The sequence below is a fragment of the Serratia sp. szju genome, from assembly GCF_044594185.1.
GTDB lineage: Bacteria > Pseudomonadota > Gammaproteobacteria > Enterobacterales > Enterobacteriaceae > Serratia > Serratia bockelmannii.
On the sequence record NZ_CP172576.1, the window covers coordinates 3,279,357 to 3,292,289 of the forward strand.

The window sequence follows — 12,933 nt, forward strand, 5'->3', positions numbered from 1 at the left end:
GTGCGGAACCCATGATGGAATCGGATATCGATCGGCAGAGCGCGCGAGAGGCCGCCGCGTGGTTAACGCAGCTGATGTCGGAAGAGGCAAGCGACGCGGATAGGGAAAACTGGCGACGTTGGTATCAGGCGAAACCGGAAAATGAACGCGCCTGGCGGCATATCGCCGCGTTTTCATCCCGTTTTTCTCTGCTTAACGGGGCGGCGGCGCAGCGTAGTCTGTCGCAGTTGCCGAACCCGCAACGTCGCCGGTTATTGAGAAGCCTGGCGGCCATCGGCGTGGTGGGGACGGTTGGTGTCGGTTCGGGCGCGCTGCCATGGCGCCCCTGGCTGGCGGATTACCGTACGGCGGTGGGGGAACAGCAAACCGTCGCGTTGGCGGATGGCGCGCAGTTGATGCTGAACACGCAAACGGCGGTCAACGTCAGCCGTCAGCAGGCCACATTGCTGGAAGGCGAAATGATGGTGAATCTGCCGCCGGAAAGCGGTGCGTTGACGGTGAGATTGCCGCAGGGCGAGCTCATGGTGCAGGCTGCTCGCTTCAGCATTCGCCTGTGGGAAACTTACAGTGATATCGCCGTTTATCTTGGCCGGGTCACGATCCTTTCACCGGCGCATCGGAACGCGGTGCTCAACGCCGGTCAGGGCGGCAGATTAAGCCGGCAAGGCATTGGCGAACCGTATCGCGTGACGCAAGAGCCCGGTTGGCGGCAAGGCATGCTGCTGGCCGACAACATGCGGCTGGACGACTTCCTGATGGAACTGGGGCGTTATCGTCAGGGCGTTATTCGCTGCCGGCCGGAGGTCGCCGGCCTGAGGCTCTCCGGTGCGTTCCCGCTGGCTGACCCCGAGCGCGTCATCGCGGCACTGCCCGGCGCGTTGCCGGTTAGGGTAAATATGCTGTCAAAATACTTCATCACCGTATCCTAAAGTTTTTTACTCTGCCATTAGGGCATTTCCTTTTCTATTGACCTGTTCTTTCTCGTTACCTGCCCGGTGCCGCGTGCCTAAACGACCTTTCTGACATACCCCGACTGCCGTTGACCGCTGCGTACGTTGGTCTGTTTTACGCTTAACCTGAGTACCGCTCCCTATGTTCAATCACAACGTATTATCTGGCGATTTCTCTTTACCCCCTACAGGCGGGCGATGGCGCTGGGCTACCGCCAATGTGTTGGCGTTGGGTCTGCATGGTGCGTTGTTGCTTGGCCTTGGTTATCACCTGGTGCCACCGTTGCTGCCCGCGGCGCAACCGATGGTGTTGATGATGGTTGCCGAGCCGGCTGAATCGACACCCAATACGGAGCCGATGCCAACCGGTGTGCGCCAGGTACAGGCGGTGGCGCAACGGCAGGCCAATCGGGAACCGGAGGCGGCGATGCCTCCGCTGATTCATGCACCGCGTGCAACGGAGCGGCAGAGCAAGGCCAAAGGGCAACGGAACGACCCCATCAAACCGAAGACGGAACCGCCGCGCCCAAGGCAAGAGGAGCAGGAAAAAATGGCGTCTGCAAACTCAAGAGCATCAAGCACCAGCGCGCCGCCGTCTCTGGATGGAAAGCGTGTTGCCGCGCCGCAAACCAGCGTGGCGTCGCAGCTTAGCCAGGATGCCTCGGTCTGGAGCGGCCTGCTGTTGGCGCATTTGAGCCGTTTCAAACGCTATCCCGCCCTGGCGGTACGCCAGCAGCGCCAGGGTATTGTTCAGGTTGCCGTGACGTTGGATCGACAGGGGAACGTGCTGGGCGTGAAGCTATTGCGATCGAGCGGCGTTGCTTCGCTCGACCGGGAGGCGCTTCAGTTACCGCAGCGCGCTTCTCCACTGCCCGCACCCGGCAACGAGATCGCAGCGGGGCAGGCGGAATTCAGCGTGACCATTCCGATTCGTTTCGATCTGCGTGAAGTTCGCCGTTAATGAAAAACTCGGCTCCAGGTAAACGGAGGGCTGAGTTAAAAGCCAAAGTGCATCAAACGGATAGCAGCGATGAGGTGGTTTCTACTTGATCGTCGCCAGAAAAATACAAATACTGTATGTATGAACAGTAACCTGGTGCCGTTATGAATAACAACCCACTGACGATAACGCCGGTCTGGCCTCTGGCGATGAAGGGGCAGTAGCCATGTTCGCCCTGGTAGATGTCAACAGTTTCTATGCTTCCTGCGAGACCATCTTTCGGCCCGATCTGCGGGGGCGGCCGGTGATTGTACTGTCCAACAACGATGGCTGCGTGATCGCCCGTAGCGCCGAGGCGAAGGCATTGGGCGTGCCGATGGGGGTGCCTTATTTCAAAATCAAAGAGGAGATGCGCCGCCGCAACGTTGCGGTGTTCTCCTCCAACTACGCGCTGTACGCCGACATGTCCCGCCGGGTGATGGACACGCTGGAAGAGATGGCGCCGGCGGTGGAGATTTATTCGCTGGACGAAGCCTTTCTGCGGCTGGACGGCGTGGCGCACTGCGAGGCGCTGGAGCCATTCGGCCAGCGGGTACGTGATCGCATCCGGCGCGAGCTGCATTTGACGGTCGGGGTCGGCATTGCGCCGAGCAAAACGCTGGCCAAGCTGGCCAACTTCGCCGCCAAGAAATGGCGCGGCACCGGCGGCGTGGTGGATTTATCCGATCCGGCGCGCCAGCGCAAACTGCTGGCGTTGCTTCCGGTGGAAGAGGTGTGGGGCGTGGGGCGCCGCCTGACTCGCCAACTGCAGGCGATGGGTATTCACACCGCGCTGCAGCTGGCGGACTGCGATACCCGGCTGGCGCGTAAAACCTTCAGCGTGGTGCTGGAGCGCACGATACGCGAGCTGCGCGGCGAATCGTGCCTGCAGTGGGAAGATGAGGCGGCCGCCAAAGAGCAGATCATCTGTTCCCGCTCGTTCGGCCAGCGGCTGACGCACTACCCACACATGCGCGAGGCGATCTGCAGCTACGCCGAACGCGCCGCCGAAAAGCTGCGGCAGGAAAAGCGCTATTGCCGCAACGTGTCGGTATTTATCAAAACCAGCCCGCATTCGGCGGGCGAAGGGTATTACAGCAATATGGGCACCGCCCGGCTGCAAACCCCGAGCAATGACAGCCGCGACATCATCGCCATGGCGGTACGTGCGCTGGAAAGCATCTGGCAGGAGGGGCGACGTTACCTGAAGGGCGGCGTGGTGCTGGGAGATTTCAGCGCCGCCGCCATGGCGCAGATCGATCTGTTCGACGACTGCCCGCCGCGCCGCAACAGCGAGCGGCTGATGGCGACCCTCGATCGCCTGAATCAGGAAGGGCGCGGGCGCGTGTGGTTCGCCGGGCAGGGGATCGTCAAGCCGTGGCAAATGAAGCGCGACATGCTGTCGCCGGCCTACACCACCCGGCTGGCGGACATTCCGGTGGTGCGGCTGGGGGAGCGGGCGCCGTGCTCCGCCGAATCGAAGGAAGAAAAACGCCGCGGGTGACAACCGGCGGCGTGGGTAGGCTGAGTGTTACTTCACCGCCGCCGGATCCGGCTTATCGGGGGCGATGCCATACAGCGCCATGGCGCGGTTGACCTCGCTGCGGGCGATACGGCCTTCGTCAGCCAGCAGTTTCAACGCGGCGAGCGCGATGAAATGGCGGTTGACCTCGAAGAACTCACGCAGCGCCTCGCGGGTGTCCGAGCGACCAAAGCCGTCGGTGCCCAAGGCGATAAAGGTGCGGTCGGGCAAGAACGGTTTGATCTGATCGCCGACGATCTTCATATAGTCCGTCACCACCACCACCGGGCCGGGATGCGCCGCCAGCAGGCTCTGAATATAAGGAACTTTCGGCGGTTCTTCCGGATGCAGCAGGTTCCAGCGTTCGGCCGCCATGCCGTTGCGGCGCAGCTCGCTCAGGCTGGTGGCGCTCCAGATATCGCTGGCGACGCCAAAGTCCGCCGCCAACAGCTCCGCCGCCGCCAGCGCCTCGCGCATGATGGCACCGCTGGCGACCAGCTGAGCGCGCGGGCTCTCTTGGTTTGTCGTTTCGCTCTGTTTGAGCAAATAGGCGCCCTGGATAATCCCGTCCTCCACGCCCGCCGGCATCGGCGGCTGCGGGTAGCCCTCGTTGAGCAAGGTGATGTAGTAGTAAATATCCTCTTGTTCAACGAACATCCTGCGCATGCCGCTCTGGACGATCACCGCGAGTTCATAGGCATAGGTCGGATCGTAGGAGACGCAGCTGGGGATCACCGAAGACAGCACGTGGCTGTGGCCGTCGTCATGCTGCAAGCCTTCGCCCATCAGGGTGGTTCTGCCGGAGGTGGCGCCGAGCAGGAAACCCTTGGTGCGTGCGTCGGCCGCCGCCCAGGCGAGATCGCCCACCCGTTGCAGCCCGAACATGGAGTAGAAGATATAGAACGGGATCGTCGCGACATCGTGGTTGCTGTAGGCGGTGCCGGCGGCGATCCAGGTCGATATCGCACCGGATTCGTTGATGCCTTCCTGCAAAATCTGGCCGTCTTTGGCCTCTTTATAGTAGCTGAGCTGCCCGGCGTCTTGCGGGGTATACAGCTGGCCGAGCCAGGAATGGATGCCAATCTGGCGGAACAGGCCTTCCATGCCGAACGTGCGCGACTCGTCCGGCACGATGGGCACGATCAGTTTGCCGATGTTGACGTCTTTGAGCAGCGTGCCGAGGATATTAACGAAAGCCATGGTGGTCGACATGTTGCGTTCGCCGCTGCCCTTCAGGAGGCCGTCGAAGCGCGATAGTTCCGGTATCGCCAGCGGAGCGGATTGGCCGAAGCGGGCAGGGATGTAGCCGCCCAGCGCGGTGCGCGTCGCGGTGATGTACTTCGCCGCCGCGCTGTCGGGTTCGGGCTTCAGGTAAGGGATCTCTGCCAGTTGGGCGTCGGAGATGGTCAGCCCTAAACGGTCGCGGAAGGCTTTCACCGCATCCTGGCTCATTTTTTTCAGCTGGTGGTTGATGTTCTGCCCTTCACCGGCTTCCCCCATGCCAAACCCTTTGACGGTTTTGGCCAGCACCACCGTCGGCCTGCCCGGGGTATGGACCGCCTGATGGTAGGCGGCGTACACCTTTTGCGGATCGTGGCCGCCGCGGTGCAGCGCCCAGATCTCATCGTCGCTCAGGTCGGCGACCAGCTCGAGCAATTCCGGATACTTGCCGAAGAAGTGCTCCCGCACATAGGCGCCGCTTTGCGACTTGAAGGTTTGGTAATCGCCGTCGACGCACTCCATCATGCGCTGCATCAGCAGCCCGGAGCGGTCTTTTTGCAGCAGTTTGTCCCAGCCGCTGCCCCAGATCACCTTGATCACCTGCCAGCCGGCGGCTTTGAAGGTGCCTTCCAGCTCCTGAATAATCTTGCCGTTGCCGCGCACGGGGCCATCCAGCCGTTGCAGGTTGCAGTTCACGACGAAGATCAGGTTATCGAGTTTTTCTCGCCCGCCCAGCGCAATCGCCGCCAGCGATTCCGGCTGATCCATCTCGCCGTCGCCGAGAAACGCCCACACCTTTCTCCCCTGGTGCGGTTTCAACTCGCGGTATTCCAGATAGCGCATGTAGCGCGCCTGGTAGGCGGCGGTCAGCGGCCCCAGCCCCATCGAAACGGTGGGATATTGCCAGAAATCCGGCATCAGCCGCGGGTGCGGGTAGGAGGAGAGGCCGCGGCGCGCGGATTCGCGGCGAAAGTTGTCGAGCAGTTCCTCGTCGATGCGGCCTTCAAGATAGGCGCGGCCGTATATGCCGGGGGCGGAGTGGCCCTGGATATACACCATGTCGCCGGCGAAATCATCGGTGCGCCCACGGAAGAAGTGCGTGAACCCCACATCGTAAAGCACCGCGGCCGATTGGTAGGTGGCGATATGCCCGCCGACGTTGGAATGTTTGCCGGCACGCAGCACCATCGCCATGGCGTTCCAGCGAATAAACGCATTGATGCGCGCTTCAGCGGCCAGATCGCCGGGATACGTCGGTTGCTTATAGGCCGGGATCGTATTCACGTAGGGCGTGGTGACCATGCTGAAGAAATCACCGTGTTTTCGCTGATCGGCTTCGGCCATTCTTTCCAACAAAAAATGCGCGCGTTCACGGCCGTCGATGTCAGTGACACCTTCAAATGCCTCAAGCCATTCAGCCGTCTCTTGTGGGTCAAGATCTGCTTTTACCGCGGGTTGGTTCATAAAAGCTCCAAATGTACTTACCTGATAAGGCGCTGAGCGATACAGGGATTCAGTGAATTGCAAATGCAAGAGTTGCAAATGCAATAATAGCGAAAGCCACTCTATCCCTTTACAATTGCAATTGCAACTCACCGGTTTTGACGAGAAAAATGACATGACAGATAAACAACCCGACCTGTGGTTCTCCTTTGTGCGCGCGCATCGGGCGATGATCAGAAAGATAGAGGCGAAGTTGTCGGAAGCGGGGCTGCCGGTTTACGCCTGGTATGACGTGTTATGGGGATTGGAAAGCGGGGAAAACGGCACACGCCGCATGCATGAGCTGGCGGACGTGTTGGTGATTGAGCGTTACAACCTGACCCGCCTGATGGATCGCCTGGAAAAAGAGCGGCTGGTCACGCGTTTTCGATCGGATGACGATCGCCGGGCCTCCTTCGCGACTATCACCGAGGAAGGCAAGGCCCTGCGGAAAAAGATGTGGGAGATCTACCGTTCGGTGGTCAACACCCACTTTCTCAACCAGTTCAGCGAAGAAGAGGTCGCACGCTTCTCCGACGCGTTGAACAATGCGATGCAGCTGGCCAGAGAGTGATCAGGCATCGGGCGTGATGTGCAGAACGCGCAGCGCATCGGCGATCAGCGCCGAAGGGATTTTCTGCTCGTCGGCCAGCAGTTTAAGGGCGCAGAGCGCAATCCATTCCGCCTGCGGGTAGTGGATTTCGCCGCGCACCCGTGAATCTGAGCCCACCGCGGCAAAGCGCGCGGGAATGAATCGCCTGAGCTGATTGGCAATCAGGTGCGAGTAGTCGGTAACGGCGACGACGGGGGTATTCCCGGTACCCAGGCACGTTTTCAGATGGCATTCGCCGCCGCTGTCCTGGCGCTGCATGTCGGCGAGTTCGGCGTCCTGCGCCAACCGCGTGTAGCTGGGGCAACTCCAGATTTCAGACGCAATCCCCCAGTTTTTCAACACCTTGGCCGCCTGCTGAACGCGGGCGAGCGCTCGGCCAGCGCCGCACAGACGAACCTGCAACGGCGAGTCTGCCGCGGCGGCGACACGATACATTCCCTTGAACGCCTGTTCTGCGACAAACGGTTCCCCTGAAGAGAGGGGGCCATTGTCTGCGTTGGTCGCGAGATACACCATCTTCCTCGTTCCCTCCAGATAGAGCGCGTGGAGGGCGTGATGGAGTATCGCGCCGGTTTCTCGGGCATTGGCCGGATCGAAAGGCAACCAGCCCGGCATGGCCGTGAGCTGAAGCGGGAACCAGGCCTGAACGCCTTTGGGCAAATCGGCACTGCCAGTATCCGCATCGCTGATGAAAATCCCTTTACGATTGGTTTCCGGCTCAAGCCCGCGAAGCATGTCCACCGAGGGCGTGTTGACGAAGTAAAACAGCGGCTTCTCATAACGCTCTGATTGATGGCCAAACCAGAGCGGCCAGGCGGTGGCGTAGTGGGAACTCGGTGGCTCGGCGCGCCTTCTGCCGTCGATAAGCCAGATGTCGCCGCTGGCGTTAAGTTCGTCCAGCGTTTGCGCCGTCCAGGCGCTGGAAGAAGGGCGCGAGGCGCCGGCTTTTTGGCTGACGGAGGTCATCTTGCGGATACAGGCTTCGGCCAGGGTTTGGGTTCTGGCCGAAGCGGCGGGCAGTGTTATACGTTGAGGCGACATGCGGAGTACCCTTTTTTAGTTGCAATTACGATGATTGTAATTGCAATTCATGGCGTATGCCAATGACTTCTGAACAGGCCGCCGCCGTCCAGGCATGACCTGCGCCGGTATATTCAGGTTCTGCGGAAGGGAGCCTATTTGTTTCACCGACCAGACAGCCGTCATCCGTTGTCCTTATTTCTGCGGTTTTTTATAAATGGCGGGCAGCTAAAAACGGTTTGCCGATATTACTCAGGCACGCGTTAGTGAACGCTAAACGAGGATATCGGCATCTTAAAAATAAAACGAAATAAGGATGAAAGCATATGCCTGGATTTAATTATGGTGGTAAAGGGGATGGAACTAATTGGAGTTCTGAACGCGGTACGGGCCCAGAGCCGGGGGGCGGCGATAAAGGCCATTCCGGCGATCGCGGCGGCGCCGGCGTTGGCAGCAGCCCGGAACAGCAACAGATAGCGGCGATCCAAAACGATCCGGCGCTGCGCATGAAGCTGGCGGCGGTGATTAAGGCGGCGCGCAGAATTAACCCGGATGCGAAATTGCATATTGAAAGCGTCAGCCCATCCGGCACGCTGAGCCTTTCCGCCACCGGTTTGACGGCCGATCAGGCGAAGCACATTGGCCTGGGGGGACTGGTGATGGGAGTCAACGCCAAGGGGGTGACAGTGGCGATCGGGGATATCGAAACCGGCCATGCGCGCAAGCCCTCAACGCCTGGCAAAGGCGGCAACAATGGCCTGAATGCCGGGCAGATCGGCGCCTCTTCGTTAGGCAGTTTCGTGACAGACTCGCATCGCGATCGGCCCGTCAGCGGCTGGCATGGCAACGGCAAAACCGGCGAATTCTCGACGACCCGCACGACCGGGAGTTACTACGGTTTTCATCATTTGAAGGTGGAAAAGCAAGACGGAGTGGCGACCTACAGCCTCTACTATAAGGCCAATAAGAACCGGCCCGCGTTTATCGCCGTGGTGAGAGGGGATAACCTGAATGCCATGGAGGTGAAATATGCCAACGGCAAGCCGGTAAAATCGCCCGGCTCGGTAAAAACGATCGTTAAGGACTTCGTCGAATATCAAAATGCGGAATTAAAAGCCATCAAGGATGGCGTCAGCCTGGCCGCAGGTATCAATAAAGATATCGCGGAAAAGATCGGCGCGAAATACGCCAAACTCGCCAAGGATTTGGAGGCGGGAATTCAAGGAAAATATATCCGCAACGTGCAAGATGCGGAGAAAACCTACGAGCAATTGACGAAGGGCCTGAACAAAAAGCTCAAGGCGCAGGACAAAGCGGCGATTGTCGCCTGGCTGAAAATGATCGATGCGGAACAGTATGCCCGCAATGCGCGGGTATTGGGCAAGGTCTTCACCGGGGTGGACTGGGCGATCAAGGGCGCGGATCTGGTAAACGCTGCGATTGAAGGTTTCTCTACCGGCAACTGGAAAGCGTTCCGCAACCAGCTCGAAGCGCTCGGGTTGTCGATCGGCGCAGGGTATACGCTCTCCGTTATCGCCGCGTTTTTCGCGCCGACGCTGGTGTCGTCGACGGTGGGCATTTTCGCCTTCGCTTACCTGTTTGGCTGGGCCACCAGCTATATCGATGCGGCCCTTGCAGGAGAACTGGAAAAATTCATCCTCGAGATGTAACAAGCTCATGACAGAAGAGGGGGCATGCCCCCTCTTTTATGGGGTATGAACGCGCCCTGAACAATGCATTAGCATGTCTCATGTATTTCTTAAGTTGATGATTTTTATCTGTGTAGTTCGTCTTATGTAGCCATCTCCCCGTCATCGGATAATTTCATTATTTTTCTTCCTGTTATGTGATTTTCTTCACGTAAAACACTATTTATCATCCTTTATTCATTAGTGATATTTACATATAACAATTGTTCTCCTAGTTTGTTCATGGTTATTAACATTCGGATTAATGTTCTGTTGGAGTATGGATATGTTGACAGGAAAGTGGGTGCCTCTGCCCTTTATCCTTGTGGTTTCCTTATTGGCTGGGTGTATTGAAGTGGATATGTCCGTTCCCAGCTTTCCGGATATGGCTGCCAGTTTCGGTGTTTCTGAAGGGCATATTCAGCGTACGATCACCTATAACTTCTTGGGATTTGTGTTTGGCGCGTTGATTTATGGCCCACTGTCAGAGTCGATTGGTCGACGCAAAACCATGTTGATCGGTGGGGCTATCATGCTGTTAGGTGCTCTGGGATGTACCTACGCCACTTCAATCGATCTTTTGATGTTGTCCCGCTTTATTCAGGGGTTGGGGGCTTGCACGCCGGTGGTAGTGGCTTACGCGATCATCGCAGACCGTTATCAAGGGGCGGCCATGTACAGCATGATCGGTCTGGTTAATGCCTGTATCTCGATTTTCATGTCGCTAGCGCCAATCGCCGGTGGTTGGATTAATGAGCATTGGGGGTGGAGAGGAAACTATGCGGTTGTCGCGGTGATCACCGCAGCGGCGGTACTGCTGGAATTGTTGTTCCTGCCGGAGACGAAGAAAGAAAAAACGCCATTCGATCTCAAAGCCATTGTGGGAAGCTATGCCCGGCTGACGGCGAGTTTCCAATTCATGCGATTATCGTTGATTCCTTCACTTTTCTTTGCTGCTTATATGGTATTCATCGCCTCCAGCGCTTTTCTTTACCGTGAAACCTTTGCGTTCTCGCTGTCGGCATTTGTCGTTCACTTTTTTATTATCGTGGCGTCATTTTCAATCCCTAGCCTCTTTTCCGCCCGTATTATCGCCGCGTTTGGTGGCGATCGGCGCGCTGAGAAAATCGGTATGGCGTTAGCCATCGTCAGCATTCTCGCTCTACTGACGGCGACAACGCCTTGGGCTATTACCCTGCTGATGAGCCTGTTCTGCTTCGGTTTTTCTATCTGCTATCCGACGCTGTTCGCACGTTCCATGAGTGTCTACCCGGAAATTTATGGTGTGGCGGCCTCCTATATCATGAGCATGCGCTCGCTGCTGGTTGTGGCTATCACGGGGATGGCCAGCTACGTCTTTATCGGGCGGCCGGAGGAAATGAGCTATGTGATGGCGAGTGTGATAGGCGTTGTCGTGTTGTTGTCTATGTTGAGTATCGTGGCATCCCCAAGCAAAGCTGAAGAATAAATAATCGTTTTCGCGTGACCCCCGGCTAAATATTTATATTTGGCCGGGATCGGCATGACTTTTTTAAATACATGTATTCCTTCATCTGGAGAATATCTATGGAAAACGAAACCATGGTTTCGAAGGGCGGTTTGTCTGCCGCCTATACTGATAAATGGGAACAGCGCGCATCAATAAGAACCCGCCCCGGTAAATTTATCGACTTTACTATTCCTGGCGCATTTTTCCCCGAGGAGAATCAGCCGATATTTTTGGCTGACATGATGAGCGGCATGGACAATGAGAGGAAGTCAAAAATACTTACTCAGTCATTGTTTAAATACCTCAATGATATCGTTAATCTTGAGATCAAACTCATTAACTCAGCATGCAATAAAATTATCTACGGCGATCTCGCTGTCAAATTTGACGAACAGATTAAATTGAATGCTTATACCGTCATCATCGATGAGTATTACCATGTTTATATCGCCAGACATATGATCAATCAACTTAGAGAGCATGATGCCGATCTCGGTGCGCTGAGTTACCCGGATTCTGACGCCTATGTGGCCGTTACAGAGGTGATGAAACGGTTACCTGAGCGCTGCCATGACATTTTCGAGATCATTGCGGTGTGCATTTTCGAAACGACCCTGGTGAGAGAGCTGGTGGAGTTCTTTAATAGTGACGGCGTTCATCCATCGATTAAATACTATGTTAATGACCATATGAACGATGAGTCCAGACACTATATTTTCTTTCTCGAATTACTTGGCTATATCTGGACGAGGTTGGATGAAAACGATCAGGCGATGATCGGCGGGCAGATCGCTGATTTCGTAAAAATGTATTTGAATGTTGAATCAGAGAAACAGTTTAACATTGAGCTGTTATCGAAGATAACTCATGATTGCGAAGCCAGTCGGGAGTCAATCAATAAGGTTTATCGCGGTTTTGAAGTGACGCCTGATGTCCCCATTGTTAAAAACGTGCTAATGGCTTTGAAACGAACCGGCATTCTGAATTCGCCGATAGTGCGCCAGGGATTCGAAAATATTGGTTGGATAATTTAATCATGGAGATGGGTATGGATAGTTTCGCCTCGCATAAAACACATTCTAAACTGGCCTATTTGACTGAAACAAAGATGTTGGCCGATGAAATAAAAGCGCGTTTACGGAATAGCAATTCGCTTATTCTTCCATTAGAGAGAAATCTTGAACTGGTCGATCAATTGACGGAGTTTGAGCTTGGTCGTTTCCTCCTGCATAACCGCGGCCTCAATGGCTACTGGACGTCTTACATTTTCCAGCATCCCGCCGGAAAACCCGCCGAACATGTTTTGGAAGACTGGCTTCTGAATCGCTCGTTGCTGTGCCGGGCGCGCGAGCGTTACTACCGTTATCAGACCTTGCTGGCTGAGTTGATTACGCAGGCGGAGACGCTGGCTTCAATCCCGTGCGGGGTGATGGATGATTTATTGGATTTGGATTACAGCGGCCATGGCGCGGTGCAATTGACCGGCATTGATCTTGACCCGGAGTCACTTTATCACGCCAACGAAAAGGCCAAGCGCGTTGGCATGGCGAACCGTTGCCGATTCTCGCAGCAGAATGCCTGGGAGTTAAAAGAAAAAAACGCTTTCGATGTGATTACCAGTAACGGCCTGAATATGTATGAGTCTGACCCGGACAGGCTGGTGGCTTTGTATCGTCGGTTCTTCGAGGCATTAAAACCAGGGGGAACCTTGTTGCTCAGTTTCCTCACGCCACCGCCGGAAAAGAACGCGCCCACCGGTGAGTGGGATAAATATGAAACGCCAATGGCGGACCTTTTGCAGGAGTTCGCGATCTTTGGCGACATTATTCAGGCTACCTACCTTAATTTCACTTCAGAAGCAGAGATCAGGCAACAGATAACCCAGGCAGGGTTCACGGTTAAAGATATCAACTACAGCTCACGCGGCGTGTTGCCGATCCTCGTGGCGGTAAAACCCTGATAACCCAAA

At 56.4% G+C, this 12,933-nt stretch carries 10 protein-coding genes; 8 read left to right on the forward strand and 2 right to left on the reverse strand.

All coding sequences use genetic code 11. The features are described from left to right. Positions 1–11: 11 nt before the first annotated feature. The 3 genes from RE418_RS15600 (at position 12) to umuC (ending at position 3,433) form a co-directional block, all read left to right on the forward strand. Positions 12–929 carry a FecR domain-containing protein gene (locus RE418_RS15600; RefSeq protein ID WP_038629539.1) on the forward strand — a complete coding sequence of 306 codons (918 nt, stop codon included), beginning with the start codon at positions 12–14 and terminating at the stop codon, positions 927–929. Positions 930–1,179: 250 nt separating this feature from the next. Continuing rightward, entirely contained in the window at positions 1,180–1,911 is a 732-nt protein-coding gene (locus RE418_RS15605; protein ID WP_158523380.1) for an energy transducer TonB, read from the forward strand. A gap of 205 nt (positions 1,912–2,116) precedes the next feature. Continuing rightward, a complete protein-coding gene (gene umuC, locus RE418_RS15610; RefSeq protein WP_089181049.1) occupies positions 2,117–3,433 on the forward strand; it encodes a translesion error-prone DNA polymerase V subunit UmuC in 1,317 nt (438 codons plus the stop codon). A gap of 27 nt (positions 3,434–3,460) precedes the next feature. On the opposite strand, the gene aceE is transcribed toward umuC, so the two are convergent. Continuing rightward, on the reverse strand, positions 3,461–6,136 hold the full coding sequence (aceE, locus tag RE418_RS15615; RefSeq protein ID WP_089181048.1) for a pyruvate dehydrogenase (acetyl-transferring), homodimeric type: 2,676 nt from the start codon (positions 6,134–6,136) through the stop codon (positions 3,461–3,463). A 154-nt stretch (positions 6,137–6,290) separates the two neighbouring features. Here aceE and RE418_RS15620 point away from each other — a divergent pair, with 154 nt between their 5' ends. Continuing rightward, positions 6,291–6,728: a MarR family winged helix-turn-helix transcriptional regulator gene (locus RE418_RS15620; protein ID WP_025303324.1), complete on the forward strand. Its 438-nt coding sequence runs from the start codon at positions 6,291–6,293 to the stop codon at positions 6,726–6,728. Here the strand turns inward: RE418_RS15620 and RE418_RS15625 are convergent, their stop codons facing one another. Further along, positions 6,729–7,808 carry a transketolase-like TK C-terminal-containing protein gene (locus RE418_RS15625; protein ID WP_213928265.1) on the reverse strand — a complete coding sequence of 360 codons (1,080 nt, stop codon included), beginning with the start codon at positions 7,806–7,808 and terminating at the stop codon, positions 6,729–6,731. It abuts the gene before it with no gap. A gap of 485 nt (positions 7,809–8,293) precedes the next feature. On the opposite strand from RE418_RS15625, the gene RE418_RS15630 reads away from it, so the two are divergent. The 4 genes from RE418_RS15630 to RE418_RS15645 all read left to right on the forward strand — a co-directional run bounded on the left by RE418_RS15630 (position 8,294) and on the right by RE418_RS15645 (position 12,924). Continuing rightward, positions 8,294–9,457, forward strand: a complete 1,164-nt coding sequence (locus tag RE418_RS15630) for a colicin-like pore-forming protein (protein ID WP_225735639.1) — start codon at positions 8,294–8,296, stop codon at positions 9,455–9,457. 304 nt (positions 9,458–9,761) lie between these two features. Then, positions 9,762–10,943 (forward strand): MFS transporter, encoded by a 1,182-nt coding sequence (locus RE418_RS15635; protein ID WP_049209473.1) that lies wholly within the window; start codon positions 9,762–9,764, stop codon positions 10,941–10,943. Between the two features lie 98 nt (positions 10,944–11,041). Next, positions 11,042–11,998, forward strand: coding sequence for a diiron oxygenase (locus RE418_RS15640; RefSeq protein ID WP_025303320.1), 957 nt, complete (start codon positions 11,042–11,044; stop codon positions 11,996–11,998). 14 nt (positions 11,999–12,012) lie between these two features. After that, positions 12,013–12,924 carry a class I SAM-dependent methyltransferase gene (locus RE418_RS15645; RefSeq protein WP_025303319.1) on the forward strand — a complete coding sequence of 304 codons (912 nt, stop codon included), beginning with the start codon at positions 12,013–12,015 and terminating at the stop codon, positions 12,922–12,924. The last annotated feature ends 9 nt before the right edge of the window (positions 12,925–12,933 follow it).